This is a genomic window from Pseudomonas sp. IT-P218, assembly GCF_949767605.1.
Taxonomy (GTDB): Bacteria; Pseudomonadota; Gammaproteobacteria; order Pseudomonadales; family Pseudomonadaceae; genus Aquipseudomonas; species Aquipseudomonas putida_AE.
The window spans coordinates 792,325-818,605 of the sequence record NZ_CATKQQ010000011.1 but is presented as its reverse complement, the minus strand read 5'-3'; the positions used below and the strand labels follow the sequence as shown (position 1 = coordinate 818,605).

Genomic DNA, 26,281 nt, shown 5'->3' with positions numbered 1-26,281 from the left:
TTTTTGCAACACCTAGAGAAGCGTAATGAGTGAGCTGGCGGAAAAGGTCCAACAGGATTTGGTTGAGGCCATCGATAACGATGACCTGGTTCTGCCAACGTTACCGGAAGTGGCCTTGCAGATTCGCAAGGCCGCTGAAGACCCGGAAATCAGTATCGGTAGCCTGAGCAAAGTGATTGGCCGCGATGCCGCGCTGTCGGCGCGCCTGATCAAAGTGGTCAACAGCCCACTGCTGCGCGCGGCGCAGGAAGTCACCGATCTGCACACGGCGATCACGCGCCTGGGCATCAATTACAGCAGCAACCTGGCCATCGGCCTGGTCATGGAACAGATTTTCCATGCCCGCTCCGCGGTGGTTGAACAGAAAATGCGCGATGTCTGGCGCAAAAGCCTGGAAATTGCCGGCGTCAGCTATGCGCTGTGCCGCAACTACACCCAGCTCAAGCCCGATCAGGCGGCCCTTGGCGGGCTGGTGCACCAGATCGGGGTCTTGCCGATCCTGACGTACGCCGAAGATCACTATGAACTGCTGGCCGATCCGGTCAGCCTCAACCATGTGATCGACCGCATTCATCCAATGCTCGGCGATAAACTGCTGCGGGTCTGGGAGTTTCCGGAAAAATTGGTGCAGGTGCCGCAGCTCTATCTCGACTTCAAGCGACAGTCCGCGCGAGTCGATTATGTCGACCTGGTCCAGGTGGCCAGCCTGTACTGCCACAAAGGCACCGACCACCCGATTGCGCGCATCGACCCCTTCGGCGTACCGGCCTTCGTCAAGCTCGGGATCGATCCGGACAACAAGGCGATGTGTGCCGACCTGGAAGACACCCGCTTGATGTTTTATTGATTGAAGACCGCGTCGCGCCCATCGCCAGCAGGCTGGCTCCCACAGGGATTTATGTAACGCCACAGATCCTTGTGGGAGCCAGCCTGCTGGCGATATGGCCAGAACAGGCACATCACTCCCCTGCATTAAAACTCACCCGCACCTTCAACCCCGCCTTCTCCCCATCATGCAGGCTGATCTGCGCCAGGTGCGCCCGACAAATTTCGCCAACAATCGCCAACCCCAACCCTGACCCCGCCACCTGCTGATTGCGCCGGTAGAACCGTTCAAACACCCGATCCCGCTCATCAAGGGGAATCCCCGGCCCATCGTCCTCGACTTCCAGCACCGCCGGGGCCGACACCCGCAGGATCACGTTGCCACCCGCAGGCGTATGGGCCAGGGCGTTATCCACCAGGTTGCTCAACAGTTCGTTGAGCAGCGTTGGTTCGCCCCGCAACCACACCGGCTCGTCCGCTTCCAGCGCCAGGGCCACGCCGCGCTTGTGGGCCAGCGGCGCCATGGCCATGCCCAGCTCACGCGCCAACTGACTGAGGTCGAGCAATTGCGCGCCGCCCTCGGCAATCGCCCTGGCACCGTTTTCCACCCGGGCCAGCGAGAGCAGTTGATTGGCCAGGTGGGTCAGGCGATCCGTGCCCTGGGCGGCGGTTTCCAGCGTACTGCGCCAGGTTTGCGCATCGCTCGAGCGCAAGCCCAATTCCAGCCGGGCCTTGAGTGCCGCCAACGGCGTGCGCAGTTCGTGGGCGGCATCGGCGATGAATTGCGCCTGTTTCTCGAACTGCCCGCGCAGGCGCTCGGTGAAATGATTGAGTGCGCGCACCAGTGGCCACAGTTCGCGCTGCACTTCGACCAGGGGCAACGGCCGCAGGTCATCGGGCTGACGCTCCTCCACCGCGGTGCGCAAACGCTCCAGCGGACGCAGCGCCGCACTGACCGCAAACCACACGATCATCAGGGCCCCGATCGCCAGCATGCCCAGGCGCAGCAAAGTATCGCCGGCCAGACTGCGGGCCATGCTGACGCGGGCCTCGTCGGTCTCCGCCACGCGGATTTCCGCCATGCCGTTCATGTTCGGCTCGCTGACCGCCTTGAGCAGGCTGACCACGCGCACGTTCTGCCCCTGGTAAGTCGCATTGTAAAAACGCGCCAGCGCCGGGTAGTCGTCGGTTCGCGGCGTACCGGGTGGCGGTGGTGGCAGGTTTTCGTAGCCGGAAATCAGCTTCTGGTTGATGTCGTTGACCAGGTAGAAAATCCGCCCCGCACTGTCGTAGGCGAACGTATCGAGGGCCACATAAGGCACGTCCAGGCTGAGGCTGCCATCGCGCTCGGACAGGCCGGCGGCGATGGTCCGCGCCGAGGCCAGCAACGTCCGGTCATAGGCCGTGTCGGCCGCTTCGCGCCCGTTCCAGTAAGCGCTCAAGCCACTGGCCAGCATCAATACCACCAGCAACAGCGCCAGGTTCCACAGCAACCGCCAACGCAGGCTGCTGGCCTTATGCATCACGACTTTCCAGCAGATAACCGAGACCGCGGAACGTGACGATGGCTACCGGGTGGCCGTCGAGTTTCTTGCGCAAGCGATGTACGTAGATTTCGATGGCGTCGGGACTGGCCTCCTCGTCCAGGCCGAAGACCTGCGAGGCCAGTTGCTCCTTGCTCATCACCCGGCCGGGACGGGCGATCAGGGCTTCAAGTACCGCCTGCTCGCGGGAGGTCAGGGTCAGCAATTCTTCACCGAGGGTAAAGCGCCGGGTCTCCAGGTCGTAGGCCAGCACACCACAGCGCTGCAGACGCTCTCCTCCCAACACGCTGCGGCGCAGCAAGGCCTTGACCCGGGCTTCGAGTTCGGTGAGCTCGAAAGGCTTGGCCAGGTAATCGTCGGCGCCCAGGTTCAGGCCATGGACCCGATCCTTGACGTCGCTGCGGGCGGTGAGCATCAACACCGGAAGGTTCTTGCCCCGGGCACGCAGGCGCGCCAGCACCTCGAACCCATCCATGCGCGGCAGGCCGACGTCGAGAATCGCCATGGCGTATTCCTCGCTGCCCAGCGCCAGGTCGGCCGCGACACCGTCGTGCAGCACATCCACGGTCAAGCCGGTGCTCTTGAGCGCCTGGGCGACGCTTTCGGCGAGCTGCAGATGGTCTTCGACGAGCAGGACACGCATGGATCATTACCTCGTTCAGGGATGGTCGACGCCATTGTTTGGCGCGGAGTTTACAGCGGCATCCGTCGCTGTGAAGCCCGAAAAACCGTGAAAGCCCGATGAAAGGTTAGCGAAAGGTTCGACCGTTAGAGTCGAGTCACGGATGGTTTCGATCGCAGCCATCGATCCTGCTTTGAAATGTAGCTCCCGAAAAACGCCTCGATGCGTTTTCGCCAATAAGAACAATAACGAGGTACTTCGCCATGCTGTCCACCCAGCGCCAGATTTGCCCGCCCCGCCCCTTTTCCCGCTCCCCATCGTTTACGCTTGCCGGCGCCGTCATCGGCTGCGCGAGGCGAAACCGCCGCATCTGAAACATCCCCAAAAACAACAACTCCCGTGGAGACAACAATGAATGGATCACTGCGCCGTTTCGCCCTCGCCGCCAGCGTCATGCTGTTTGCCGGCCAACTGATGGCCGAGCCCAAGCGCCCGGAATGCATCGCCCCGGCCTCCCCCGGCGGCGGTTTCGACCTGACCTGCAAACTGGCGCAGAGCGCACTGGTCAACGAAAAGCTGCTGACCAAGCCGATGCGCGTGACCTACATGCCCGGCGGTGTCGGCGCGGTGGCCTACAACGCCGTGGTCGCCCAGCGCCCTGCCGATGCCGGCACGCTGGTGGCCTGGTCCAGCGGTTCGCTGCTGAACCTGGCCCAGGGCAAGTTCGGTCGTTTCGATGAAACCAACGTACGCTGGCTGGCCGCCGTCGGCACCAGCTACGGCGCCATCGCGGTGAAAAGCGATTCGCCCTACAAGAACCTCGACGATCTGGTGCAGGCGCTGAAAAAAGATCCGAGCAAAGTGGTGATCGGTTCCGGCGGCACCGTCGGCAGCCAGGACTGGATGCAGACCGCCCTGATCGCCAAGGCCGCCGGGATCAACCCGCGTGACCTGCGTTACGTCGCCCTCGAAGGCGGCGGTGAAATCGCCACCGCCCTGCTCGGCGGCCACATCCAGGTCGGCAGCACCGACATCTCCGACTCCATGCCGCACATCCAGAGCGGCGACATGCGCCTGCTGGCAGTGTTCTCCGACAAGCGCCTGGACGAGCCGGAAATGAAAGACATCCCGACCGCCCGCGAGCAAGGCTACGACATCGTCTGGCCAGTGGTGCGCGGTTTCTACCTCGGGCCAAAAGTCAGCGATGAAGACTACGCCTGGTGGAAAGATTCCTTCGACAAACTGCTGGCCTCGCCCGAGTTCGCCAAGCTGCGCGATCAGCGTGAACTGTTCCCGTTCGCCATGACCGGCCAGGAGCTGGACACCTACGTGAAGAAGCAGGTAGCGGACTACAAAGTGCTGGCCAAAGAGTTCGGCCTGATCCAGTGATCGTCTCTGTCTAGCGGCTGCGGCTCCGTCTGGCGGAGCCGCGGCACAGGAGTTCCCCATGCTCTTACAACGCATTTTTGCTTCGGTGCTGTTGCTGGCCTGTGTCGGCCTGGCGCTGATGGCCTGGCCGTATCAAGCGGCTTTTTCCTACGAACCGGTGGGGCCTCGGGCCTTTCCACTGTTGATGCTGGGCCTGATGGGCTCGGCGTTGTTGTACATGGTGTTCCGTCCGGCACCGATCAAGCACAGTGATGACGAGCCGCCGCTGGATCGCGAAACCCTGACCAAGATCGGTATCTGTGTGGTGCTGTTGCTGGTGTTCGCCGGCACTTTCGAACCCCTGGGGTTCATCGTCGCCAGCATCCTGATCGGCGTGCCCATGGCCCGTCTGTACGGCGGTCGCTGGGTGCCAAGCAGCGTGATCATCAGTCTGATGGCCGTCGGCCTCTACCTGCTGTTCGACAAGTTGATGGACGTGCCGCTGCCCCTGGGCGTGCTCGACGTTCTGGAGAACTGATATGGATACTCTTGGCTATTTGGGTCAGGGCTTCGGCGTCGCGCTGAGCCCGTACAACCTGGTGACCGCCTTGTGCGGCACCCTGATCGGCACCGTGGTCGGCCTGTTGCCGGGCCTGGGGCCGATCAACGGCGTGGCGCTGCTGATCCCCATCGCATTCGCCCTCGGCCTGCCACCTGAATCGGCGCTGATCCTGCTGGCGGCGGTGTACCTGGGTTGCGAATATGGCGGGCGGATCAGCTCGATCCTGCTGAACATTCCGGGCGAAGCCTCCACCGTGATGACCACCCTCGACGGCTACCCGATGGCCCGCAAAGGCCTGGCCGGTGTGGCGTTGTCGCTGTCGGCGTGGAGCTCGTTCATCGGTGCCTTCATCGCTACCTGCGGCATGGTGCTGTTCGCCCCGCTGCTGGCGAAATGGGCGATCGCCTTTGGCCCCGCGGAATACTTCGTGCTGATGGTGTTCGCGATTGTCTGCCTTGGCGGCATGGCCGGTGATCGACCGTTGAAAACCTTCATCGCGGCGCTGATCGGCCTCTTCCTGTCGACGGTCGGCATCGACGCCAACAGCGGCGTGTACCGCTTCACCGGGGACAACATCCACCTGACCGACGGCATCCAGTTCGTCGTGCTGGTGCTGGGCCTGTTCTCCATCAGCGAGATCCTCCTGCTGCTGGAGAAAACCCACCACGGCCAGGAAGCGGTGAAAGCCACCGGGCGCATGATGTTCAACTTCAAGGAAGCGGCATCGGTGTTCGTGGTGAACATCCGTTGCGGCGTACTGGGTTTCATCATGGGCGTGTTGCCCGGTGCCGGTGCAACCCTGGCCAGCGCCGTGGCCTACATGACCGAAAAACGCATGGCGGGCGCCAAGGGCACCTTCGGCCAGGGCGACATGCGCGGCCTCGCGGCCCCGGAAACCGCCATCGGCGGCGCGGCCTGCGGTGCGCTGGTGCCGATGCTGACCCTCGGTGTTCCGGGCTCGGGTACCACGGCGGTGATGATCGGTGCCCTGTCGCTGTACAACATCACGCCAGGGCCGCTGCTGTTCCAACAGCAACCGGACATTGTCTGGGGCCTGATCGCGTCGTTGTTCATCGCCAACGTGATGCTGGTGATCCTCAACATCCCGATGATCCGCATCTTCACCCGTATCCTCGCCGTGCCGAACTGGGCGCTGGTGCCAGTGATCGCGATCATTACCGGGATCGGCGTCTACGCGGTGCACGCCACCACCTTCGACCTGTTCCTGATGATCGGCATCGGCATCTTCGGTTACATCCTGCGCAAGCTGGACTTCCCGCTGTCGCCAGTCTTGCTGGGCTTCATCCTCGGCGGCCTGATGGAACAGAACCTGCGCCGCGCCCTGTCGATTTCCAACGGTGCGCTGGACATCCTCTGGTCGAGCCCGATCACGTTCGGTTGCTGGGTCCTGACGGCGATCATGCTGTTGATGCCGATCATCCGCATCTGGCGCAAACGCGCGGCCGCGCAACGCGTTATCGCCGATGTCTGATAGGTCTCCCTTCAAACTCTGGTGGGGAACCCCGCTGGTCGGCCTGCTGGGCGGTTTCCTCGCCAGCCAGGTCGGCTGGCCTTTGCCGTGGATGGTCGGCTCGTTGCTGGCGATCATCCTCGTGCGCTGCCTGACACCCTGGCAACTGGCGGAAATCCCTGGCGGGCGCAAGTGTGGCCAGTGGATCGTCGGCATCGGCATCGGCCTGCACTTTACCCCGGTGGTGATGGAGCAAGTACTGAGTCATTTCGGCCTGATCTTCTTCGGCGCCCTGGTCACCAGCCTGTCGGCGGTGGTCGGGGTGTGGTTGATGCGCCGTACCGGCGAAGATCGCGCCACGGCATTTTTTTCCAGCATGCCCGGCGGCTCCGGGGAGATGGTCAACCTCGGCGCGCGCAATGGCGCGGTACTCAGTCGGGTGGCTGCCGGGCAAAGCCTGCGGGTGCTGGTGGTGGTGCTGTGCGTTCCGGCGGCGTTCAAATATCTGTTGGGCGACGGTGCGCCGATTTCCCACGCGGGCAGCATCGATTGGTACTGGCTGGCGTTGTTGTTTCCGGCGGGGGCGCTGGCGGCCTGGATCTGGGAGCGCCTGCGCCAACCCAATCCCTGGTTGTTCGGCCCCTTGCTGGTGAGCGCAGCGGTGAGCATCGGTTGGGACCTGCACATCGGCTTGCCCAACGGCGGCAGCCAGATCGGCCAATGGCTGATCGGCAGCGGCCTGGGCTGTCACTTCAATCGGCAGTTTTTCCGGCGTGCGCCATCGTTCATGGGGCGGACGTTGATCGGTACGGTGCTGACCATGCTGATCGCCACGGCGGCGGCGCTGGGCTTGAGTGCGCTGACCCACCTGGATTTGCGTTCACTGACATTGGGCATGATGCCCGGCGGGATCGCCGAGATGAGCCTGACGGCGGAAACCTTGCAATTGTCGGTGCCGCTGGTGACGGCGATGCAGGTGATGCGGTTGTTGTTTGTGTTGTTTCTGGCGGAGCCGTTGTTCAAGTACTGGAACCGCAATCCAGAGTAAAGACCGCGTTGAATTCATCGCCAGCAGGCTGGCTCCCACCTTGATTGTGTGAACACTGAAGATCCAGTGTGGGAGCCAGCCTGCTGGCGATGCTTTTTTCAAATCGGCGGCAACCGCCACTCGATCGGCGTTTCGCCATTCTGCTCCAGAAACTTGTTGGTCCGGCTGAAGTGCCCGCACCCGAGAAAACCACGATAGGCCGACAGCGGTGACGGGTGCACCGAGGTCAGCACCAGGTGCTTGGTGGCATCGATCAGCTTCTGTTTGCTCTGGGCATGGGCGCCCCACAGCATGAACACCAGGTGAGGTTGCTGCTGGCTGACCACTTCAATGATCCGGTCGGTGAAAAACTGCCAGCCCTTGTCCTTGTGCGCATTGGCGTTGGCACGCTCCACGGTCATGGTGGTATTGAGCATCAACACGCCCTGCTCGGCCCAGCTTTGCAGGTAGCCGTGGCTGGGGATGTCGATGTTCAGGTCGCGCTTCAACTCTTTATAGATATTGACCAGCGACGGCGGCGCCGGCACGCCCGGTTGCACCGAGAAGCACAGGCCATGGGCCTGGCCCGGGCCGTGATAGGGGTCCTGGCCGAGAATGACCACCTTGACCTTGTCCAGCGGCGTGGAATTGAGCGCGTTGAAGATCATCGGGCCCGGCGGATAGATTTCCTTGCCCGCCGCCCGCTCGTCCTGGAGGAATTGTCGCAACTCTGCCATGTAGGGCTGGTCGAATTCGGCACGCAGTGCCTCCTTCCAGCTCGGTTCGAGTTTGATACGGTCGTCAGCAGTCATGGTTACATCCGGCAAAAACAATGGGGCGAACCCTAGGAAAGCCCATCACGCTTGTCAATTGATCTGACGCAGATCCGGCACTTTCCCACACAGCGATCATACTTACCCCTCAAATTCCCCAGCGAGGTCACCGATGAATCTGCACTTCGAAGAACTCACCGGCACTGACGGCGCCCGTATCGGCATTGCCACCCTGGATGCCGAGCAATCGTTGAACGCCCTGTCCCTGCCGATGATCAACGCCCTGCGCGACAGGTTGGACGCCTGGGCCAAGGAACCGCAAATCGTTTGCGTCCTACTGCGCGGCAAAGGCATCAAGGCCTTCTGCGCCGGCGGTGAAGTGCGCAGTCTGGTCGAGGCCTGTCGTGCCCATCCGGGCGAAGTGCCACCCCTGGCCGCCAATTTCTTCGCCGCGGAGTATCGGCTGGACTTCAGCCTGCATACCTATCCAAAACCGCTGATCTGCTGGGGGCACGGTTATGTGCTCGGCGGCGGCATGGGGCTGTTGCAGGGGGCGAGCATCCGGATTGTCACGCCGAGCAGCCGGCTGGCCATGCCGGAGATCACCATCGGCCTGTACCCGGACGTCGGCGCCAGTTGGTTCCTGTCACGCTTGCCCGGCAAGCTCGGCTTGTTTCTCGGCTTGACCGGTGCCCACATGAACGGTCGCGATGCGATCGATCTGGACCTGGCTGATCGTTTCCTGCTCGATGAGCAGCAGCCACAGCTGATCGAAGGCCTGCTGCAGTTGAACTGGCAGGAACAGACGCCGATGCAGCTCAACAGCCTGCTCAAGGCCTTGCAGCAGGAGGCGGTTGCGCAGATGCCCGAAGCCCAGTGGCTGCCACGCCGCCAGCAGATCGATGAACTGCTGGATGTCAGTGATGTGCGTTGCGCCTGGAAGGCCATCGCCACCCTGCGCGATCACGCCGACCCGCTGCTCAACCGCGCGGCGCGCAACCTGATCGAAGGCTCGCCGCTGACCGCGCATCTGGTATGGGAACAGATCAAACGCGCCCGCCACCTGTCGCTGGCGCAAGTCTTCGAGATGGAATACACCCTGAGCCTCAACTGCTGTCGCCATCCCGAATTCAGCGAAGGCGTGCGCGCGCGGTTGCTCGACAAGGACCAGAAACCCCACTGGCACTGGCCGGACGTCAACAACGTGCCGGATGCGGTGGTGGAGGCGCACTTTCACAAGGTCTGGGAAGGGCGTCATCCACTGGCGGATCTGTCGAATTACTGAAACTAAATGTGGGAGCGGGCTTGCTCGCGAAGGCGGAGTATCAGTCGACATTACCGTTGTCTGACACTCCGCCTTCGCGAGCAAGCCCGCTCCCACAAGGTATTGCGTTAATGCATGAGACTAGCGGTGGTTGCCGCGACCGTTATGGTCACCTCGACCACCGTGCTTGTTGTTGCGTCCACCCCGGTTATCGTTGTTCCAGCCGCCGCGGTTACGGCCGTCCCAACCATGTGCCCGGTAGTCTGGGCGAGCCTGGTAATAGCGAGGTGCCGGTTGGTAATAGCGTGGCGCCGGTTGATAAACCCGCGGCTGGTGGTAATAGCGCGGCGTTGGCTGGTAATACCGGGCAGGCGGCGCGTAGTACCGGCGTGGTGGTGTGTAATAACCACCGCCGTTGGAATAATAGGAGCCTCCACCGGCGTAATAAGGCGCTGGCGAGGTATAGACCTCGGACCTGTAGTAACCGGCTCCTCCATCGGAATAAGGCACACAACCACCCAGGAACAAACCCAACACGGCAATGAGAAGAATTTGTCGATGCATAGCGGCCTCCTGGACCGCGAATGAGCCAAACCAGCGACGCTGGCAGGCGACAGCCAAATGTTCCAACTGTCGATAGATCAGACATCGAATTCGAGATCTGGTGCGTCCCTGCAACACGTTGAAACATGTCGCCGATGAAAAGTTTTTCATCTATTAACGCTGGCCAGCACGTCCCATTGCGGTGCACCCGCGCACCATCACAAGGCAGGCGCAAGCAACCTTGCTAGCGCTTCAGTCGATCAATCCCGCATGCCAGAGCGCTTCAACCGACTTGGCACGGCTCTCGCTTTAGCAAATGCGTGCAGGAGTCAACACAGGTTCGCGGCACCACAATTTGCAATGGCTGACTAGGGTTCCGGCTCGCAAGCGCGAGTGGCTGGTCCGAGAGTTGGCGACCTCCAGTTGAGGTTACACGGCGGGACAAAAGCCCGGGAGACAAGCCACCGTTCGCGGTGCCGCTGCCTTCCTGTCCGCCCTTGATCAACTGGAGAACCACCATGTCCCAGCATCGTTTACCCGCCCTGCTCGCCGCTGCCTTCGCAGCCCTGGTGAGCCTCTCGTCCCCCGCCGCCCAGAAAGACCAGTTCAGCGTCTGCTGGACGATCTACGCCGGCTGGATGCCCTGGGAATACGCCGGCAGCCAAGGCATCGTCGACAAGTGGGCGAAGAAGTACGGCATCAAGATCGATGTGGTCCAGCTCAATGACTACGTCGAATCGATCAACCAGTACACCGCCGGCCAATTCGACGGCTGCACCATGACCAACATGGATGCGCTGACCATTCCGGCCGCTGGCGGCGTCGACAGCACCGCGCTGATCGTCAGCGACTTCTCCAACGGCAACGACGGCATCGTGCTCAAGGGCGAAGGCAAGAAAATCGCCGACCTCAAGGGCACCGATGTCAATCTGGTCGAGCTTTCGGTGTCGCACTACCTGCTGGCCAGGGCCCTGGATTCGGTGGACCTCACCGAGAAAGACCTGAAAGTGGTCAACACCTCCGACGCCGATATCTCCGCCGCTTTCAACACCGATCAGGTCAGCGCCGTCACCACCTGGAACCCGATGCTTTCGGACATCAAGGCCCAGCCCGGGGTGACCGAGGTGTTCAATTCCAGCCAGATCCCCGGCGAGATCATGGACATGATGGTGGTCAACTCCCAGACCCTCAAGGACAACCCGGCCCTGGGCAAGGCGCTGACCGGCGCCTGGTTCGAAGTGGTCGAGTTGATGAATGCGAAAAACGCCGCGGGCAAGGCCGCACTGGAGCACATGGCCAAAGCCTCGGGCACCGACCTGGCCGGTTTCCAGGCGCAACTGGACACCACCAAATTGTTCGCCACCCCGCAGGAAGCCCTGGCGTTCAGCACCAGCAAACAACTGCCGGAAACCATGCGCAAGGTGGCCGAGTTTTCCTTCCAGCACGGCTTGCTCGGTGAAGGCGCCAAAGACACCAGCGCGGTGGGCATGGCCTTCGCCAACGGCGTGACCAGCGGCGACAAGGGCAACCTCAAGCTGCGCTTCGACCCCAGTTACGTGCAGATGGCTGCCGACGCCAAGTTGTAACCAGAGGACTTGGCCATGCGCCTGATCAATCGCCACCCGGATCGCCCGAGCCGCCTGTTGCTGGTGATCCTGCCCTTCGCCCTGCTGCTGCTCGCCTACTTCATGGGCTCGGCCGAGCGCCTGGCGGATAACCCCAACGACAAACTGCTGCCCAGCGCCGTACAGATGAGCGACGCGGTGCAGCGCCTGGCCTTCGTGGCCGACAGCCGCACCGGCGACTACCTGCTCTGGCAGGACACAGCGTCCAGCCTGCGACGCCTGGCCATCGGCCTGGGCATCAGCGCGCTGGCCGGCCTGTGCCTGGGCATCGCCGCCGGCACGCTGCCGTTGTTCGGCGCGCCGTTGTCACCCTTGCTGACCGTGCTGTCGATGGTGCCGCCGCTGGCGATCCTGCCGATCCTGTTCATCGTCTTCGGTTTGGGTGAGTTGTCGAAAGTGATGCTGATCGTGATCGGCATCACACCGGCCCTGGCCCGCGACCTGGAACAGCGCGCCCGGGAAATTCCCGTGGAACTGCTGATCAAGGCCCAGACCCTCGGTGCCTCGACCTGGACCCTGATGCTGCGGGTGGTGCTGCCGCAATTGCTGCCACGCCTGCTGATCTCGCTGCGCCTGATGCTGGGTTCGGCGTGGCTGTTCCTGATCGCCGCCGAAGCCATCGCCTCCACCGATGGCCTCGGCTACCGGATTTTCCTGGTGCGCCGCTACCTGGCGATGGACGTGATCCTGCCGTACGTGGTGTGGATCACCCTGCTCGCCTGGCTGATGGATTGGGGCCTCAAGCGCCTGACCCTGCGTGCATTCCCTTGGTATGAAGGAGCGCGGGCATGAGTTTCATCACGGTGAAAAACGTCTGGCAGCAATACGCCGACCAGGTGGTGCTCGAAGGCCTGAACCTGAGCGTCGCCGAGGGTGAGTTCTGCACCCTGGTGGGCGCCTCCGGTTGCGGCAAGTCAACCTTCCTGCGCCTGCTGCTCGGTCAGGAAAAAGCCAGTCGCGGCGAGATCCTGCTCGACGGCCAAACCCTGGCCGGCGAACCGGATTCCAGCCGTGGCGTGGTGTTCCAACGCTATTCGGTGTTCCCGCACCTGAGCGTGCTGGACAACGTCGCCCTTGGCCTCGAACTGCCCCGCTCGCGTTTGCTCGGACGCCTGTTCGGCAGCGCTAAAAAAGAGGCTCGCGAAAAGGCTTCGGTGCTGCTGCACAAAGTCGGTCTCGGTCATGCGCTGGACAAGTACCCGGCGCAACTGTCCGGCGGCATGCAACAACGCCTCGCCATCGCCCAGGCGCTGATCATGAAGCCGCGGGTGTTGCTGCTCGACGAACCCTTTGGCGCCCTCGATCCGGGCATCCGCAAAGACATGCACGCCCTGCTGCTGGAGCTGTGGCGCGAGACACGACTGACGGTGTTCATGGTCACCCACGACCTGTCCGAAGGTTTCAGCCTCGGCACTCGCCTGCTGGTGTTCGACAAGGTCCGCCTCGACCCGCACGCCCCAGGTGCCTATGGCGCACGCATCACCTACGACATCCCTTTGAACAGCGACCGCCGCACCTGCCGTCCCGCCGTCGACGCCTTGCCCGTGCAACTGGCAAGCACGCTTCGTATCGCTTAGAGGAATATGAAAATGACCGACTCGACTCAACTGTTCCCGCCCTTCGCCGAAGAAATGCTGCCCGGCGGCGGCCACCGTTCCTTCGTGCTCAAACGCGGCCAGCTGTTGCGCCTGACCGACCTGCGCGGCGGCGCCAACGTCAGCCTGACGTTGCTCAACGCCAACGAAAAAACCGAACGCCTGAACCTGCCCGATAGCCTCAAGTGCCAACACACCGCCAAGCTCACCGCCGGCCATTGCCTGTACTCGGACATGGGCCGCGTGCTGGCCGCCATCACCGCCGACACCTGCGGCTGGAGCGATAGCCTTGGCGGCGTGCTCTGTGCTGAAGAAGTGGCGGAAAAATATGGCCAAGGCCGCTATCAGGAACTGCGCAACGGCTTCTTCCGCAACGGCACGGATAACCTGCTGGTGGAGTTGGGCAAGTGGGGGTTGGGGCTGTCCGACCTGCTGATGACCCTCAACCTGTTCAGCCGGGTGAACGTCGACGACGCCGGGCGCTTTCACTTCGTCGAGGGCAACTCCAAGGCTGGCGACTACATCGAGTTGTACGCGCCGATGGACACCCTGGTGGTGCTCACCGCCCTGCAGCATCCGATGGACCCGTCGCCGGAATACGCACCTAAACCCTTGAAGCTCAGCTGGATGAACGCCGACTCCAGCGTCGCCGAACACTGCCGCACCTCGCGCCCGGAAAACGAGCGCGGCTTCATCAATACCGACCGTCTGTTCGCCTGAGGATCGCTGCCATGTCACTCGCTATCGCCACCGCTCCACAGTCGCCTGAAACGGCCGTCTACCGCGCCACCATCCCCGCCGGCGAACCCTGGTTGATGGAGGTCAAGGCCGGCCAGACCCTGCGCATCCTCGACCTGGAAGGCAACCAGGCCGTCGACACCCTGTTCTACAGTGTCGCCAATCCCAAGGAACGCTACGACGTGCAGCGCACCCTGCGCCGCCAGAACAGCGTGTACCTCACCACCGGCAGCGTGCTGTATTCCAACCTCGGCAAGCCGATGCTGACCATCGTCGCCGACACTTGCGGCCGTCACGACACCCTCGGCGGCGCGTGCGCGCAAGAGAGCAACACGGTGCGCTACGCCCTGGAAAAACGCCACATGCACAGCTGCCGCGACAACTACCTGCGCGCCTGCGTGCATGACGGGCGCCTGGGCAAAGGCGACATCGGGCCGAACATCAATTTCTTCATGAACGTACCGGTCACGGCTGACGGCGGGCTGACCTTCGAAGACGGGATTTCCGCACCGGGTAAGTACGTCGATCTGCGGGCCGAGATGGACGTGATCGTGCTGATCTCCAACTGCCCGCAACTGAACAACCCGTGCAACGCCTACAACCCGACCCCTGCGGAGCTGCTGGTATGGAACTGAAATTCCCGAAATTGCGCCGCTGGTTGTTTGCCCTGTGCCAGGCCCGCTCAAGCCAGTGCCTTGTAGGAGCTGGCTTGCCAGCGAATGGGCCAGCACATTCAACAATGGTGTGACTGACACACCGCTTTCGCTGGCAAGCCAGCTCCTACAGGGGGCGGTGGTGTTTGAAGAAAGTTGATTTTCCCGTCGGGGACGACCCTGGCGCTCATCGAAAAACTGCGGGACGGCCCGCATCCCCTTCAGGGGTTATGCCATGTTCGAAAAAGTCCTGATTGCCAACCGTGGCGCCATCGCCTGCCGCATCCTGCGCACCTTGCGCGAACTGCAGGTCGCAGGCGTTGCCGTGTATTCCGAAGCCGATGCCGCGAGCCTGCACATCCTGCAAGCCGACGAGGCCCATTGCCTCGGTGAAGGCGCGGCCGCTGGCACCTACCTCGCGGTGGAAAAAATCCTCGCCATCGCCAAAGCCACCGGCGCCACCGCAATCCATCCCGGCTACGGCTTTCTCTCGGAAAACGCAGCGTTCGCCGAAGCCTGCGAAGCCGCCAACATCGCCTTCATCGGCCCGACGCCGGAACAACTGCGGGTGTTCGGCCTCAAGCACACCGCCCGCGCCCTGGCCAAACAACACGGCGTGCCGATGCTCGAAGGCACCGAGCTGCTCGACAGCCTCGACGCAGCGCTGATCGCCGGCGAACAGGTCGGTTACCCGGTGATGCTCAAGAGCACCGCCGGCGGTGGCGGCATCGGCATGCGCGTGTGCCGCAGCGCGGCCGAGTTGAGCGAATCCTTCGAGGCGGTCAAGCGCCTCGGGCAGAACAATTTCAGCGACGCCGGCGTGTTCATCGAGAAGTACATCCAGCGCGCCCGGCACCTGGAAGTGCAGGTGTTTGGCGACGGCCGTGGAGAGGTGATAGCCCTCGGCGTGCGCGACTGTTCGGTGCAGCGGCGCAACCAGAAAGTCCTCGAGGAAACCCCGGCGCCGAACCTGCCCGAGGGCATGGCCGATGAACTGTGCGCGGCGGCGATCAAGCTGGCCAAGGCGGTGAACTACCGCAGCGCCGGCACCGTCGAGTTCGTCTTCGACAGCGATGCCCAGCGTTTCTACTTCCTGGAAGTGAACACCCGGTTGCAGGTGGAGCACGGCGTCACCGAGCAAGTCTGGGGCGTCGACCTGGTGCGCTGGATGGTGCAACTGGCCGCGGGTGATCTGCCGCCGTTGAGCGAGTTGAGCCGAGGTTTGAAAGCTGACGGCCATGCGATTCAGGCCCGACTTTATGCCGAGGATCCGGGACGGGATTTTCAACCGAGTCCGGGCTTGCTGACCGCCGTTGATTTTCCCGTCGCCGACGGCAAACAGCTGCGCATCGACACCTGGGTCGAGGCCGGTTGCGAGATCCCGCCCTACTTCGATCCGATGATCGCCAAGGTCATCAGCTGGGCATCGACCCGCGAACAAGCGGCTGCCGATCTGCATCAAGCCTTGGGTGACAGCCTGCTGTACGGGGTGGAAACCAACCGTGACTACCTGAGGCAGATTCTGCTAGATGCGCCCTTCGCCAGCGGCCAGCCGTGGACCCGTTGCCTGGAAGGCCTGGAGTACCGGGCCAATACCTTCGAAGTGCTCAGCGCCGGCACCCAGACCAGCGTCCAGGACTATCCCGGCCGCCTCGGCTATTGGGCGGTCGGCGTGCCGCCCTCGGGGCCGATGGACAGCCGTGCGTTGCGCCTGGGCAACCTCCTGCTGGGCAATGACGAAGGCGCCGCAGCGCTGGAAATCACCATGAGCGGGCCGTTGCTGCGGTTCAATTGTGATGCGGTGGTGGCGGTGACCGGTGCGCAGATTCCGCTCACGCTAAATGGTGAATTGGTGCCGATGAACACCGCGCTACTGGTTCCGTCCGGTGCGTCTTTGAGCCTCGGCACGATCGCCGGCGCTGGTGCGCGCAGCTATCTGTGCGTACGCGGTGGCTTGCAGGTTCCGGATTATCTGGGGAGCAAAAGCACCTTTACCCTCGGTCAGTTTGGTGGGCATGGCGGTCGTGCCTTACGGGCGGGTGATGTGTTGCATCTGCCGGCGTTGAACGACCGTAGCGTCGGTGCGCAACTGCCTGAAATCGCAGAGTTGCCCGCCGTACGGCAAATCCGCGTGATCTACGGCCCACACGGCGCACCGGAATACTTCACCGAAAACTACATCGGCACCTTCTTCGCCACGCAGTGGGAAGTGCACTTCAACTCCAGCCGCACCGGCGTGCGCCTGATCGGGCCGAAGCCTGAGTGGGTGCGTGCCGACGGTGGTGAAGCCGGTTTGCACCCTTCGAATATCCACGACAATCCATATGCCATTGGCGCGGTGGATTTCACCGGTGACATGCCAGTGATCCTGGGGCCGGACGGCCCAAGCCTGGGCGGTTTCGTGTGCCCGGTGACGGTGATCGAAGCGGATCTTTGGCAGCTGGGCCAGCTCAAGGCTGGGGACAAGGTGCAGTTCCACCCAGTCGATCTCAAGACCGCCCGCACCCTCGCCTTGAAATGGAAAACCTGTAGGAGCTGGCTTGCCAGCGAAGAAGTTGATGCGGTGTCAGGACTGGCCCCTTCGCTGGCAAGCCAGCTCCTACAGGGGGATGTGTCGCCTGTGGTGCTGGATTTGGGCCAGGGGGATACGCGACTGGTCGCGAGGCTGTCGGGCGACACCCACCTGCTCCTCGAAATCGGCGCCCCCGAACTCGACCTCGTCCTGCGCTTCCGCGCCCACGCCCTCATGCAAGCCCTGGAAAGCAAACACCTGCACGGCGTGATCGACCTGACCCCGGGCATCCGCTCGCTGCAAGTGCACTACCAACCCGAGCAACTTCCGCTCGCCGATCTGCTCGGCATCGTCGCCGGCGAATGGGACGCCGTGTGCGCCGCCAAGGACCTGCAGGTGCCCTCGCGCATCGTCCACCTGCCGCTGTCCTGGGACGACCCGGCCTGCCAGTTGGCGATCGAAAAATACATGACCACCGTGCGCAAGGACGCCCCCTGGTGCCCGAGCAACCTGGAGTTCATCCGTCGCATCAACGACCTGCCGAACCTCGATGAAGTGCAACGCACGGTGTTCGACGCCAGCTACCTGGTGATGGGCCTGGGTGACGTCTACCTCGGCGCACCGGTCGCCACTCCGCTCGACCCGCGCCATCGCCTGGTGACCACCAAGTACAACCCGGCGCGCACCTGGACCGCGGAAAATTCGGTGGGCATCGGTGGCGCCTACATGTGCGTGTACGGCATGGAAGGCCCCGGCGGTTATCAGTTTGTTGGACGCACTTTGCAGATGTGGAATCGCTATCGCGAAGTCGCCGCGTTCGATGGTAAGCCCTGGCTGCTGCGCTTCTTCGACCAGATCCGTTTCTACCCGGTCAGCGCCGATGAACTGCTGCGCATCCGCCGGGATTTCCCCCTCGGGCGTTTCGATCTGAACATCGAGCACAGTCAGCTGAACCTGGCGGATTACCAGGCGTTTCTGACGCAAGAAGCCGAGACCATCGCGGCCTTTCGCGATCAACAACAAGGCGCCTTCAACGCCGAACGAGAGCGCTGGATCGCCAGCGGCCAGGCGCATTTCGACAGCGAAGAGCTGGTTCCAGAGGCGAGCGAAGACGCCCCTCTGGCCAACGGTCAACAGAGCGTCGACAGCCACATCGCCGGCAACCTTTGGCAGGTTCAGGTCGAAACCGGCAGCCGCGTCGAGGCCGGTGACGTGCTGGTGATCCTGGAGTCGATGAAGATGGAAATCCCGCTGCTCGCGCCGATGGCCGGCGTGGTGCGCGAGATTCGCGTGCAGCCGGGTTCGGCGGTGCGTGCCGGACAACGCGTCGTGGTGCTTGAACTCGACTGAACCCCTTTCGAAAGGACGAATAGCATGAACATCAATCTGCAACTCGACGCCCTGCGCAACGCCTACCGCGACGGCAGCACCACGCCTCGTCAACTGCTATCAAGCCTGCGCGATAAAGCAGCGGCACTGAACCCGGACTATCACCTGTTCATCCATCTGCTCAGCGCCGAAGAACTGGAACCCTACCTCGCCGCCCTCGACGGCCGCGACATCGACAGCCTGCCTTTGTACGGCGTGCCGTTCGCGATCAAGGACAACATCGACCTGGCGGGCATCACGACCACGGCGGCCTGCCCGGCATTTGCCTACGTGCCGCAACGTTCGGCGACCATCGTCGAGCAACTGCTGGCCCTGGGCGCCGTGCCGCTGGGCAAGACCAACCTCGATCAATTCGCCACCGGCCTCAACGGCACGCGCTCGCCCTATGGCGCGTGCCCCAATAGCGTGTTGCCGGAATACCCGTCGGGCGGTTCCAGCGCCGGTTCTTCCCTGGCGGTGGCGCTCGGTGTGGCGAGTTTTGCCCTGGGCACCGACACCGCGGGCTCCGGGCGCGTGCCGGCGGCGTTGAACAATCTGGTGGGGATGAAAGCCACCAAGGGCCTGATTTCCACCGCGGGCGTGGTGCCGGCCTGTCGCACGCTCGATTGCGTGACGACCTTTACCGCGACCGCCCGGGAAGCGAGTCAGTTGCTCGCATTGACCGCCAAACTCGATCCACGGGACAAGTACAGCCGCGCTAATCCGCTGTGGAATGACGGCTCGGCGTTCGGCGCAGTGCGTGGGTTCCGTTTCGGTGTGCCCCGTGCGCAAGACCTGGAATTTTTTGGCTGCGCTCAAGGCCCGCAGCTATTTTCCGATGCGATCGATCGACTCAAGGCCCTGGGTGGCGAAGCGGTGGAATTGGACCTGTCGCCCTTTCTCGAAGCGGCGCGTTTGCTCTACGAAGGCCCTTGGGTGGCCGAACGCTACAGCGTGGCCGGCGAATTGATGGAACACAATCCCGAGGCCGTACTGCCTGTCATTCGCGCCGTACTGGCGAAGGCCCCGGCCGTCACGGGCGTGCAGACCTTCCGCGCCCAATACCGGCTGCAAGCGCTGAAAGCCTTGTGCGACAAAGCCCTGCAAGGTCTCGATTGCGTGGTCACGCCATCCATTGGCCGCCCGGTCACCCTGGCAGAACTCGACGCCGAACCGGTGCTGCGCAACAGCGAACTGGGCTACTACACCAACTTCATGAACCTGCTCGATTACGCTGCCGTCGCGATGCCCAGCGCGTTCATGGACAACGGCTTGCCTTGGGGCGTGACCCTGTTCGGGCGGGCGTTCACCGATCAGTACCTGTTGAGCCTGGCCGATGGCCTGCAGCGCCAGCAAGGATTGGCTGCCCCGGCACCGACCGCGGTCGCGCGCAATGACCGCGCGCGGCTGGTGGTCTGTGGCGCGCACCTGGATGGCCTGGCGTTGAACTGGCAGCTCCAACAACGCGGCGCGCGCCTGGTGGAAACCACGTTCAGCTCGGCCGATTATCAGCTGCATGCGTTGGCCGGTGGCCCGCCGTTGCGTCCGGGCATGGTTCGGGTCAAGCACGGCGGCGTGGCGATTGCCGTGGAAGTCTGGGAATTGCCAAGCAGCGAACTGGGCTCGTTCCTCACCGGCATCCCGGCACCGTTGGGGCTGGGCAAGGTACAGCTGGCGGATGGTCGCTGGGAAAGCGGATTCATCTGTGAGGCTTATGGATTGGAGGGGGCAGTGGATATCAGCCATCTGGGCGGCTGGCGCGCCTACCTCAAAACTCTAGCCTGACCCCGCCCCCTGTAGGAGCTGCCGCAGGCTGCGATCTTTTGACTTTGTTTTTGATCGCAGCCTGCGGCAGCTCCTACAGGGATTGTTTGCGTCATGCATGGGAACGACCATTCGCGACGCACATGGAGCAGTTATTTCCCGCGCCAGCCCTTAGAATGCTTGCCATCGGATTGCTGACAATGGAACTGCCATGCCACTTCGTTCGCCGCTGTATTCCCAACGGTCGTTGGTCCTCACGTTGGTCGCGTTGCTGGGCGCAGGCTTCCTGGCCACTTCCTTTCTCAGTTACTACGCCTCGCGAGCGTCGATCCGCGACAACATCGTCAACACCGAGCTGCCGCTGACATCGGACACCGTCTACTCGGAAATCCAGAAAGACCTGGTCCGGCCCATCCTGATTTCCTCGATGATGTCCCGCGACACCTTCATGCGCGACTGGGTGGTCAATGGCGAACGCGACACCGGGCAGATGACCCGCTACCTCGACGAGGTCATGACCCACTACGGTGCCTACACGGCGTTTTTCGTCTCCGACGCGAGCCTCACCTACTACCACGCCAAGGGTGTGCTCAAGCAGGTCAGGGTCACCGAACCCCGGGATGCCTGGTACTTCCGTGTCCGTGACATGAAGGATCCCTACGAGATCAACGTCGATCCGGACCTCGCCAACAAGGACAACCTGACCGTCTTCATCAACTACAAGGTCTACGACTACCACAACCGCTTCATCGGCGCCGCGGGTGTCGGGCTGACGGTGGATGCGGTGATCAAGCTGATCGACAAATACCAGCAGCGCTACCAGCGCAGCGTCTACTTCGTCGACACCTTCGGCCGCCTGGTGCTCACCGGGGCCGAGGGCGGGCCACAAGGCGCCCTGGCCGGGCAGACCCTGGCCGAGCTCGACAGCATGAAAAACCTGCTCAGCCAACTGCCCAAGCCCCACAGCGGCAGCTACGAATATTCCGGCCAGGGCCAGGGACATTTCCTCAACGTGCGCTTCATCCCGGAGCTGAACTGGTACCTGTTCGTGGACAAGCGCGAAGACGGCGACCTCAGCGACATCCGCCGCTCGCTGTACCTCAACCTGCTGATTTGCCTGATCGTCACACTGATCGTGCTGGCCCTGCTCAACCGCGTGATCAAGCGCTACCAGGGACAGATCCAGACCCAGGCCACGCTCGACAGCCTGACGGAACTGCCCAACCGCCGCGGCTTCGACCTGCTGGCCGCGCAAGCGATGCAAGAAGCCCAGCGTGAACCCAGGCCGCTGACGGCGCTGCTGCTGGACCTGGACCACTTCAAGGCCTTGAACGACACCTACGGCCACCTGGCCGGCGATCAAGTGCTGATCGGCTTCGCCCGGGACCTGGAAAGCTGCCTGCGCCACTCCGACATCGTCTGTCGCTGGGGCGGTGAAGAATTCATCGTGCTGCTCAAGGACACCGACGGTGACGGCGGACAGGTGATCGCCGAGAAAATACGCCAGCATGTGGAGCGACAGCCCTATGCGTACAATGGCAACCGCTTGCAACTGACCGTCAGCATCGGCCTGACCACCCTGCAGCCCGATGACACCTTGCACACCCTGCTGTCCCGGGCCGATCATGCGATGTACCGGGCCAAACAATCGGGCCGCAACCGAATCTGCGTGGAACTGCCTCAACCTGCCTATGAAAAAGCCTGACCTCTGCCCCGCCTGCGGCGCAGCCAACGACTGCACCCTGGCCGACCCGCGAACCGCTGACCGGGCCTGCTGGTGCTACGGCGTCAGCATCGACCCGGCGGTGCTCCAGGCGCTGCCCGCCGAACTGCGCAACACAGCCTGCCTGTGTCCGCGTTGCGCCGAGGTTGAGGCGCAGTTGCAAGCAACGCCGCCGTCGATCAAGTAAGATGCGCGCCCCCTTTATTCACTGATCCTCACGTCATGCGCGTCGACCGTTTTCTCAGCAACCTGCCCTGCTTCAACCGCAAGCAGGTGCGCCTGTTGCTGGTGGAAAAACGCGTCCGGATCGACGGCAAGACCGTCAGCGATCCCCACACTGACGTGCGCGAATTCAGCCGCGTCGAAGTCGACGACCAGGTGCTGCAAGCCGGCAAGCCGCTGCGTCACTTCATGCTCAACAAACCCGCCGGCTGCGTCAGTGCCACCCGCGACCCGCAGCACCCCACCGTCCTCGACCTGATCGCAGAACCGGACAAGGATGATCTGCACATCGCCGGGCGCCTGGATTTCAACACCACCGGCCTGATGCTCATCACCAACGACGGCAGTTGGTCGCGACGCCTGACCCAGCCGCAGACCAAACTGGCGAAGGTCTACTACGTTGAAACCGAGCAGGACATCGGCCCCGAATACGCGATCACCTTTCGCGAGGGGCTGTACTTCGCCTTCGAAGACCTCACCACCCAACCCGCCGGGCTGGAGCTGCTGGGCCCGAAATGCGCACGCCTGAGCATCGTCGAAGGACGCTACCACCAGGTCAAGCGCATGTTCGGTCACTTCGACAACAAGGTGCTGCGCCTGCATCGCGAATCCATGGGCCCACTGGTGCTCGACAACGCGTTGAAACCGGGTGAATACCGCCCGCTGAGCGTTGATGAGATCGAATTGATCTAAGCAGCCTACCGCTGAGCAGAAGTTGTCGAACAATTTGCCAAAGGCACTTGCGCGATGACGTGACCCCTGCTTGAATCAGGACGTCGGCCGAAATGTGACCGATGAGTCACAAGCTGTATCTAAGAAACTTTTTGCCGGTAGGGACCCTTGGGTTCCGGCCTCACCCGGCAAACTGCCCGCCAATAACAATACCCGTCGACCGGACTGCATTGGATCGACATGGGCTAACAATTTCCAGGGCGTATGCCTACCTGTCACAAAGCTCGTGCAATCTCTTTTGCGCGCATACCCGCTTGCCAGGAGTCTTATGACATGAGGCCAGAAATCGCTGTGTTGGATATACAGGGTCAGTATCGGGTTTACACGGAGTTCTATCGCGCAGACGCCGCAGAGAAGACCATTATCCTGGTCAACGGCTCGATGGCCACGACTGCGTCGTTTGCTCAAACCGTGAAGAATCTCCACCCGCAGTTCAATGTGGTCTGCTACGACCAGCCCTACGCGGGCCGGTCCAAAGCCCACAACCTGCACGAGAAATTGCTGACCAAGGAAGTCGAAGGGCAGATCCTCCTGGAGCTGATCGACCACTTCGCCGCCGAACACGTGCTGTCGTTTTCCTGGGGTGGCGCCGCAACCCTGGTCGCCTTGGCCCAACAGCCTCGGCGCATCGAAAAAGCCGTGATCAGCTCGTTCTCCCCGGAGATCAATGCGCACATGCTCGACTACCTCGAGCGCGGTGTGGATTACCTGGGCAGCCGTGACGGTGACCGGGTCGGCAACCTGGTCAACAGCACCATCGGCAAACACCTGCCGACGCTGTTCAAGCGCTTCAACTACCGCCACGTCAGCAGCCTGGCCGATCACGAATACGGGCAGATGCACTTCCACATCAGCGACCTGCTGCACAGCGACCGCCAGTGCTTCTTCAAGGCGGCGCAGAAAATCAACGTACCGGTGCTGTTCATGAACGGCGAATGGGACGAATACACCGCCGCCGATGGCGCCCGGTTGTTCGCCGACCACGTGCAAGACGCCACCTTCACGACCCTGGGCGCTACCGGCCACTTTCTCGACATGGAACACAAAGCCGCCTGCCGAGACAGCCGCAACGCATTACTGGGGTTCCTGAAGCCGGCACAGCACGATGCCCGACCGCGTTACCACTACGTTCAGGACCACCATGCATTGTCCCTCTGAAACAGCGTCATCGCGAGCAAGCCCCGCTGCCCTTACGTAATCCGTAGGCGCGAGGCTTGCCCGCGAACGACCGTCACAGGGTCCATGCATGTGCTTCACCCGCGCTAAAGCCATCAAACGCAAAGAAAAACTTCATTTCCACGCGCACATCTGGTACAAAGTCTCCGCTCTGAGCGGGTGTCGTATAATGGCATTACTCCAGCTTCCCAAGCTGATAACGAGGGTTCGATTCCCTTCACCCGCTCCAACCGAATTCTTGTCTCACGTTGTTTTTTGACGGGGGATGCAGGTAAAGAAAAAACCGGCTTAGATGGCCGGTTTTTTTGTGTCTAATATTTGGTGAAATTCAGCGTTTCATTTCCACTTTCGATAAGCATGTAACCCCACCGCTGTAGTGACTAATCTGGACTCGTTAGCGTTTTTTTTCTCAGAACCCGGTTTTAGTATCATTTTCATCAAACATTAGCCTTTTCACACCTGCATGAATTAGCGTTTTCGCATAGGATCGACGTTCTGTTAGCGTTTTTCTTTCCTCAGTAAAGGATCTCGTCAATGCAAGTCGGTTTTAACACCCTCGCGAACCGCTACGACATCGCATTGGCGCAGCCTCTGCGCGTCGAGTCCACGATCGGCAGCACACGGGTCAGCCGCGAGAGCGACGGGCATGTGGAGAACCGGTATCCGCCAAGCTACCGACCCGCAGACGACTTTGCAGGACATTTCGAATTCGGCCTCAAGTACGAAGACATTCATCTCGAATTTTTTGCCCGCCTGTTTGCGGTCGTAGGGCCGCAGCCTGTCGAAGACTGGTGTCGACGAGAGCCTTTCGGCCAGTACGCCCATCGCACAGGATTCCTTTATGAATGGCTGACAGGTGAACACCTGGATGTGCCGGACGTGACCAATGGTGCCTACGTTGATGCACTTTCGCCAAAAAAATACCTGACTCGTCGCCAGTCGTTACGAATTCGGCGTTGGCGAATCAATAACAATCTGCCGGGAACGGCTCAGTTCTGTCCCTTGGTTCGTCGAACAGCGCCCGTGCAGGACGCTCTGCAATTTGATCTGCGCGAAGCATTGGCCGAGTTGGATCAGGCCTTTGGCGCCGACATCCTGATGCGTACGGCCAGTTGGCTGACGTTCAAGGAGTCGCGTGCAAGCTTTCTGATCGAAAAGGAAGCCGACCAGGCTGATCGTATCCAGCGGTTTGCCCATGTCATTGCCCAATACTGCGGTCATATCGAAAACCCGTTGAGCAACGACAGCCTGCAGTCCCTGCAAGTCGGCATTCTGGGACATGACGCCATCGGCCTGGGCTTGCGGCGCTCTCCCGTATTTGTGGGGCAAGCCACGATGCGCGAGGACATCGTGCACTACATTGCGCCCCACTCCAGGGACCTTGACTCACTACTGGCGGGCCTCAACGAATTTGAGATTGCAACACGTGGTGCGGAATCGCTGGCGCGTGCCGCTGTGTTGGCATTTGGCTTCGTCTATATCCATCCCATGCGCGATGGCAATGGTCGGATCCACCGTTTCCTGATCAACGACACCTTGATTCGAGACAAGGCAGTGCCCGACGGCGTCATTCTGCCGATATCAGCCACCATCACCAGCTCGATCGACTTCCGGGCCGGCTACGACCGTACACTCGAAGTGTTCTCGCGACCTTTCATGCGCCGTTACGCGACGGCCTATCGCTTCGGCGAACTGGTGATTTACGAGGACGGGACCCTCAGCAACTTCATCTTCGATGAATATGAGAATGCCTGTTTTGCCTGGCGGTACCCGGACCTGACTGAACATGTCCTGTACACCGCACATGTTGTCGAGCATACGATTCGCACGGAAATGGCGGATGAAGCGCGCGTATTGTTGATCTTTCAGCGAGCACAGGAGCAGTTGAAAGAGGTGCTGGAGATGCCCGACCAGGATGCGAATCGCATCATCCGCTCCATCAAGGAGAATGGTTGGGTGGTTTCGGGCAAGCTGAAGAAAGGGTATCCGCAGCTTGAGGATGAGCGCATGGCGGAACGAGTTGTGGAGGCTGTGCGTTCGGCGTTTGAAGATCGCGAGATGGGAAGCAGTGAAGAGAAATAAATCCGTCTCCCCTTTTCCCTACTTTTCCCTACTTTTCCCTGTTTCAAGATCCTCGCCGCTCTCGCTAAATGTAGACTGGAGCTAGGCCAAGG

General features: G+C 61.9%; 22 protein-coding genes, 1 tRNA gene and 1 riboswitch. Of the genes, 19 read left to right on the top strand and 4 right to left on the bottom strand.

Annotated features, from left to right (window positions below):
- Window positions 1–25 precede the first annotated feature (25 nt).
- Entirely contained in the window at window positions 26–847 is an 822-nt protein-coding gene (locus tag ACM6I6_RS10555; RefSeq protein ID WP_414919854.1) for an HDOD domain-containing protein, read from the top strand.
- Window positions 848–959: 112 nt separating this feature from the next.
- Here ACM6I6_RS10555 and ACM6I6_RS10550 read toward each other — a convergent pair whose 3' ends face one another.
- Both ACM6I6_RS10550 and ACM6I6_RS10545 read right to left on the bottom strand, forming a co-directional pair.
- The gene (locus ACM6I6_RS10550; RefSeq protein WP_414919853.1) at window positions 960–2,348 is read right to left on the bottom strand and encodes a sensor histidine kinase; all 1,389 of its coding nucleotides are present in this window, start codon (window positions 2,346–2,348) and stop codon (window positions 960–962) included.
- On the bottom strand, window positions 2,341–3,012 hold the full coding sequence (locus tag ACM6I6_RS10545) for a response regulator (protein ID WP_008055965.1): 672 nt from the start codon (window positions 3,010–3,012) through the stop codon (window positions 2,341–2,343). The genes ACM6I6_RS10550 and ACM6I6_RS10545 overlap by 8 nt, the downstream gene beginning before the upstream one ends.
- 390 nt (window positions 3,013–3,402) lie before the next feature.
- On the opposite strand from ACM6I6_RS10545, the gene ACM6I6_RS10540 reads away from it, so the two are divergent.
- Genes ACM6I6_RS10540 through ACM6I6_RS10525 form a run of 4 tightly spaced genes read left to right on the top strand, consistent with a single transcriptional unit; the run spans window position 3,403 to window position 7,440 of the window.
- The gene (locus tag ACM6I6_RS10540; RefSeq protein ID WP_274073511.1) at window positions 3,403–4,380 is read left to right on the top strand and encodes a Bug family tripartite tricarboxylate transporter substrate binding protein; all 978 of its coding nucleotides are present in this window, start codon (window positions 3,403–3,405) and stop codon (window positions 4,378–4,380) included.
- Window positions 4,381–4,438: 58 nt separating this feature from the next.
- Window positions 4,439–4,897, top strand: coding sequence for a tripartite tricarboxylate transporter TctB family protein (locus ACM6I6_RS10535; RefSeq protein ID WP_274073510.1), 459 nt, complete (start codon window positions 4,439–4,441; stop codon window positions 4,895–4,897).
- Between the two features lies 1 nt (window position 4,898).
- A complete protein-coding gene (locus tag ACM6I6_RS10530) occupies window positions 4,899–6,413 on the top strand; it encodes a tripartite tricarboxylate transporter permease (RefSeq protein ID WP_406592002.1) in 1,515 nt (504 codons plus the stop codon).
- Window positions 6,406–7,440, top strand: coding sequence for an AbrB family transcriptional regulator (locus tag ACM6I6_RS10525; RefSeq protein ID WP_274073508.1), 1,035 nt, complete (start codon window positions 6,406–6,408; stop codon window positions 7,438–7,440). The genes ACM6I6_RS10530 and ACM6I6_RS10525 overlap by 8 nt, the downstream gene beginning before the upstream one ends.
- A 98-nt stretch (window positions 7,441–7,538) precedes the next feature.
- On the opposite strand, the gene ung is transcribed toward ACM6I6_RS10525, so the two are convergent.
- Window positions 7,539–8,231, bottom strand: coding sequence for a uracil-DNA glycosylase (gene ung / locus ACM6I6_RS10520; protein ID WP_323606735.1), 693 nt, complete (start codon window positions 8,229–8,231; stop codon window positions 7,539–7,541).
- Between the two features lie 133 nt (window positions 8,232–8,364).
- Here ung and ACM6I6_RS10515 point away from each other — a divergent pair, with 133 nt between their 5' ends.
- On the top strand, window positions 8,365–9,477 hold the full coding sequence (locus ACM6I6_RS10515; RefSeq protein ID WP_274073506.1) for an enoyl-CoA hydratase/isomerase family protein: 1,113 nt from the start codon (window positions 8,365–8,367) through the stop codon (window positions 9,475–9,477).
- Window positions 9,478–9,597: 120 nt separating this feature from the next.
- Here ACM6I6_RS10515 and ACM6I6_RS10510 read toward each other — a convergent pair whose 3' ends face one another.
- Window positions 9,598–10,020, bottom strand: a complete 423-nt coding sequence (locus ACM6I6_RS10510; protein WP_274073505.1) for a hypothetical protein — start codon at window positions 10,018–10,020, stop codon at window positions 9,598–9,600.
- Window positions 10,021–10,356: 336 nt separating this feature from the next.
- Window positions 10,357–10,457: riboswitch (guanidine-I (ykkC/yxkD leader) on the top strand.
- Window positions 10,458–10,517: 60 nt separating this feature from the next.
- Between ACM6I6_RS10510 and ACM6I6_RS10505 the strand changes: the two genes are divergently transcribed.
- The 13 genes from ACM6I6_RS10505 to ACM6I6_RS10445 all read left to right on the top strand — a co-directional run bounded on the left by ACM6I6_RS10505 (window position 10,518) and on the right by ACM6I6_RS10445 (window position 26,189).
- Window positions 10,518–11,585, top strand: coding sequence for a putative urea ABC transporter substrate-binding protein (locus tag ACM6I6_RS10505; protein ID WP_414919852.1), 1,068 nt, complete (start codon window positions 10,518–10,520; stop codon window positions 11,583–11,585).
- A gap of 15 nt (window positions 11,586–11,600) precedes the next feature.
- Window positions 11,601–12,416 (top strand): ABC transporter permease, encoded by an 816-nt coding sequence (locus ACM6I6_RS10500; protein ID WP_408600000.1) that lies wholly within the window; start codon window positions 11,601–11,603, stop codon window positions 12,414–12,416.
- The gene (locus tag ACM6I6_RS10495) at window positions 12,413–13,201 is read left to right on the top strand and encodes an ABC transporter ATP-binding protein (RefSeq protein ID WP_414919851.1); all 789 of its coding nucleotides are present in this window, start codon (window positions 12,413–12,415) and stop codon (window positions 13,199–13,201) included. Before ACM6I6_RS10500 ends, ACM6I6_RS10495 begins: the two co-directional genes overlap by 4 nt.
- A 12-nt stretch (window positions 13,202–13,213) precedes the next feature.
- Window positions 13,214–13,939 carry an urea amidolyase associated protein UAAP1 gene (locus ACM6I6_RS10490; RefSeq protein WP_323606730.1) on the top strand — a complete coding sequence of 242 codons (726 nt, stop codon included), beginning with the start codon at window positions 13,214–13,216 and terminating at the stop codon, window positions 13,937–13,939.
- Window positions 13,940–13,950: 11 nt separating this feature from the next.
- Window positions 13,951–14,592 (top strand): urea amidolyase associated protein UAAP2, encoded by a 642-nt coding sequence (locus tag ACM6I6_RS10485; RefSeq protein ID WP_323606729.1) that lies wholly within the window; start codon window positions 13,951–13,953, stop codon window positions 14,590–14,592.
- A gap of 253 nt (window positions 14,593–14,845) precedes the next feature.
- The gene (gene uca, locus ACM6I6_RS10480; RefSeq protein WP_414919850.1) at window positions 14,846–18,472 is read left to right on the top strand and encodes an urea carboxylase; all 3,627 of its coding nucleotides are present in this window, start codon (window positions 14,846–14,848) and stop codon (window positions 18,470–18,472) included.
- 24 nt (window positions 18,473–18,496) lie between these two features.
- On the top strand, window positions 18,497–20,275 hold the full coding sequence (gene atzF / locus ACM6I6_RS10475) for an allophanate hydrolase (RefSeq protein WP_414919849.1): 1,779 nt from the start codon (window positions 18,497–18,499) through the stop codon (window positions 20,273–20,275).
- Window positions 20,276–20,465: 190 nt separating this feature from the next.
- Window positions 20,466–21,959 carry a diguanylate cyclase domain-containing protein gene (locus tag ACM6I6_RS10470; RefSeq protein ID WP_414919848.1) on the top strand — a complete coding sequence of 498 codons (1,494 nt, stop codon included), beginning with the start codon at window positions 20,466–20,468 and terminating at the stop codon, window positions 21,957–21,959.
- A complete protein-coding gene (locus ACM6I6_RS10465) occupies window positions 21,946–22,164 on the top strand; it encodes a cysteine-rich CWC family protein (protein ID WP_323606725.1) in 219 nt (72 codons plus the stop codon). Before ACM6I6_RS10470 ends, ACM6I6_RS10465 begins: the two co-directional genes overlap by 14 nt.
- 35 nt (window positions 22,165–22,199) lie before the next feature.
- Window positions 22,200–22,892, top strand: a complete 693-nt coding sequence (locus ACM6I6_RS10460; protein ID WP_323606724.1) for a pseudouridine synthase — start codon at window positions 22,200–22,202, stop codon at window positions 22,890–22,892.
- Between the two features lie 312 nt (window positions 22,893–23,204).
- On the top strand, window positions 23,205–24,089 hold the full coding sequence (locus tag ACM6I6_RS10455) for an alpha/beta hydrolase (RefSeq protein WP_323606723.1): 885 nt from the start codon (window positions 23,205–23,207) through the stop codon (window positions 24,087–24,089).
- 173 nt (window positions 24,090–24,262) lie between these two features.
- Window positions 24,263–24,336: transfer RNA gene (locus ACM6I6_RS10450), tRNA-Gly, on the top strand.
- A 305-nt stretch (window positions 24,337–24,641) separates the two neighbouring features.
- The gene (locus ACM6I6_RS10445) at window positions 24,642–26,189 is read left to right on the top strand and encodes a Fic family protein (RefSeq protein ID WP_414919847.1); all 1,548 of its coding nucleotides are present in this window, start codon (window positions 24,642–24,644) and stop codon (window positions 26,187–26,189) included.
- Window positions 26,190–26,281: the final 92 nt, after the last annotated feature.

What these genes read in the sequence shown, in the direction of transcription:
- ACM6I6_RS10445 (WP_414919847.1), top strand. Translation starts at nt 24,642, where the DNA reads ATGCAAGTCGGTTTTAACACCCTCGCGAACCGCTACGACATCGCATTG.
- ACM6I6_RS10455 (WP_323606723.1), top strand. Translation starts at nt 23,205, where the DNA reads ATGAGGCCAGAAATCGCTGTGTTGGATATACAGGGTCAGTATCGGGTT.
- ACM6I6_RS10495 (WP_414919851.1), top strand. Translation starts at nt 12,413, where the DNA reads ATGAGTTTCATCACGGTGAAAAACGTCTGGCAGCAATACGCCGACCAG.
- atzF (WP_414919849.1), top strand. Translation starts at nt 18,497, where the DNA reads ATGAACATCAATCTGCAACTCGACGCCCTGCGCAACGCCTACCGCGAC.
- ACM6I6_RS10505 (WP_414919852.1), top strand. Translation starts at nt 10,518, where the DNA reads ATGTCCCAGCATCGTTTACCCGCCCTGCTCGCCGCTGCCTTCGCAGCC.
- ACM6I6_RS10470 (WP_414919848.1), top strand. Translation starts at nt 20,466, where the DNA reads ATGCCACTTCGTTCGCCGCTGTATTCCCAACGGTCGTTGGTCCTCACG.
- ACM6I6_RS10550 (WP_414919853.1), bottom strand. Translation starts at nt 2,348, where the DNA reads ATGCATAAGGCCAGCAGCCTGCGTTGGCGGTTGCTGTGGAACCTGGCG.
- ACM6I6_RS10535 (WP_274073510.1), top strand. Translation starts at nt 4,439, where the DNA reads ATGCTCTTACAACGCATTTTTGCTTCGGTGCTGTTGCTGGCCTGTGTC.
- ACM6I6_RS10545 (WP_008055965.1), bottom strand. Translation starts at nt 3,012, where the DNA reads ATGCGTGTCCTGCTCGTCGAAGACCATCTGCAGCTCGCCGAAAGCGTC.
- ACM6I6_RS10500 (WP_408600000.1), top strand. Translation starts at nt 11,601, where the DNA reads ATGCGCCTGATCAATCGCCACCCGGATCGCCCGAGCCGCCTGTTGCTG.
- ACM6I6_RS10525 (WP_274073508.1), top strand. Translation starts at nt 6,406, where the DNA reads ATGTCTGATAGGTCTCCCTTCAAACTCTGGTGGGGAACCCCGCTGGTC.
- ACM6I6_RS10555 (WP_414919854.1), top strand. Translation starts at nt 26, where the DNA reads ATGAGTGAGCTGGCGGAAAAGGTCCAACAGGATTTGGTTGAGGCCATC.
- ACM6I6_RS10530 (WP_406592002.1), top strand. Translation starts at nt 4,899, where the DNA reads ATGGATACTCTTGGCTATTTGGGTCAGGGCTTCGGCGTCGCGCTGAGC.
- ACM6I6_RS10510 (WP_274073505.1), bottom strand. Translation starts at nt 10,020, where the DNA reads ATGCATCGACAAATTCTTCTCATTGCCGTGTTGGGTTTGTTCCTGGGT.
- ACM6I6_RS10465 (WP_323606725.1), top strand. Translation starts at nt 21,946, where the DNA reads ATGAAAAAGCCTGACCTCTGCCCCGCCTGCGGCGCAGCCAACGACTGC.
- ACM6I6_RS10515 (WP_274073506.1), top strand. Translation starts at nt 8,365, where the DNA reads ATGAATCTGCACTTCGAAGAACTCACCGGCACTGACGGCGCCCGTATC.
- ACM6I6_RS10460 (WP_323606724.1), top strand. Translation starts at nt 22,200, where the DNA reads ATGCGCGTCGACCGTTTTCTCAGCAACCTGCCCTGCTTCAACCGCAAG.
- ACM6I6_RS10485 (WP_323606729.1), top strand. Translation starts at nt 13,951, where the DNA reads ATGTCACTCGCTATCGCCACCGCTCCACAGTCGCCTGAAACGGCCGTC.
- ACM6I6_RS10490 (WP_323606730.1), top strand. Translation starts at nt 13,214, where the DNA reads ATGACCGACTCGACTCAACTGTTCCCGCCCTTCGCCGAAGAAATGCTG.
- ung (WP_323606735.1), bottom strand. Translation starts at nt 8,231, where the DNA reads ATGACTGCTGACGACCGTATCAAACTCGAACCGAGCTGGAAGGAGGCA.
- ACM6I6_RS10540 (WP_274073511.1), top strand. Translation starts at nt 3,403, where the DNA reads ATGAATGGATCACTGCGCCGTTTCGCCCTCGCCGCCAGCGTCATGCTG.
- uca (WP_414919850.1), top strand. Translation starts at nt 14,846, where the DNA reads ATGTTCGAAAAAGTCCTGATTGCCAACCGTGGCGCCATCGCCTGCCGC.